The following is a 1,116-nucleotide window of genomic DNA, read 5'->3' as shown; positions in this document are numbered from 1 at the left end:
CTACACCTGATGCAGCTACATTTGCTTTGAATATTGGCAAATATTTTGTAGGAGAAAATAAAGGTAAGTTTCATGTACTTTCCAATAATTTTGGTTTAACAGGAGCATCTCTAGAACAAACAATGACTAAAGCGGGTCATACTTGGACTAAGGGAATGAATATTCCTATTAACCTAGAAACCCTGCAAAAATATGACGGGATTTTTATTGGTGGTGATCTTGTAGATAACCAAATTTTAATTGAATATGTGAAAAATGGCGGTAAGGTTTACCTTTGTGCTGGCACCGGTCAAGGAGGAGCGCAAGTAGAAGCAAATAATTGGAATACTTTCCTAGCTGCTTTTGGTTTGAAATTCCAGGGAGCATACAACGGAATTGGTGGTAATATAGCAGTTAATAATCCCAATCATCCTCTCTTTACAGGAGTCAAAACCCTTTATCAAAACAATGGTAATTCCATTACTGATTTACAACCTGATTCACCATTAAATCAAATCATTCTCGCTCATAGTAGTGGACAAGGATTAATAGGTACTGCTGAATTTATTAAACCTCCTGCACCTCCGAAGATTACTACGGGAACAAAAATTCAACTCAAATCTTGGAAAGGAGATTACTTACATCGTCCTGACTCAGCACAAGGCGTTACATCTTGGAATACTGGTATCGGTAATGAATGGGTAATTGAGTTCATAGGTGAGAACAAAATTCAACTCAAATCTTGGAAAGGAGATTACTTACATCGTCCTGACTCAGCACAAGGCGTTACATCTTGGAATACCGGTATCGGTAATGAATGGGTAATTGAGTTCATAGGTGAGAACAAAATTCAACTCAAATCTTGGAAAGGAGATTACTTACATCGTCCTGACTCAGCACAAGGCGTTACATCTTGGAATACCGGTATCGGTAATGAATGGGTAGTAGAAATTATTTCTACAAGTGAGAAAACCATACCTGGTGTGATAGGTATAGGCATGAACAATCAACTATATACCAGAAAGACCTTAAGCAGTAATTGGGAACATATTGCTAACAGTGGTTCTGTCTTAGGTATTACCGTCATGCCAGACGGTACAATAGTTGGTATAGGCATGAACAATCAACTATATACCA

At 37.8% G+C, this 1,116-nt stretch carries 1 protein-coding gene; it reads left to right on the top strand.

The window, feature by feature from the left end:
- Positions 1 to 1,116, top strand: a 1,116-nt coding sequence (locus IQ237_RS25965; RefSeq protein WP_228020725.1) for a hypothetical protein, incomplete at both ends; no start/stop codon positions are given.

The organism is Sphaerospermopsis sp. LEGE 08334, from assembly GCF_015207205.1.
Taxonomy (GTDB): domain Bacteria; phylum Cyanobacteriota; class Cyanobacteriia; order Cyanobacteriales; family Nostocaceae; genus Sphaerospermopsis.
This window is presented reverse-complemented; position numbering and strand designations above follow the sequence as displayed.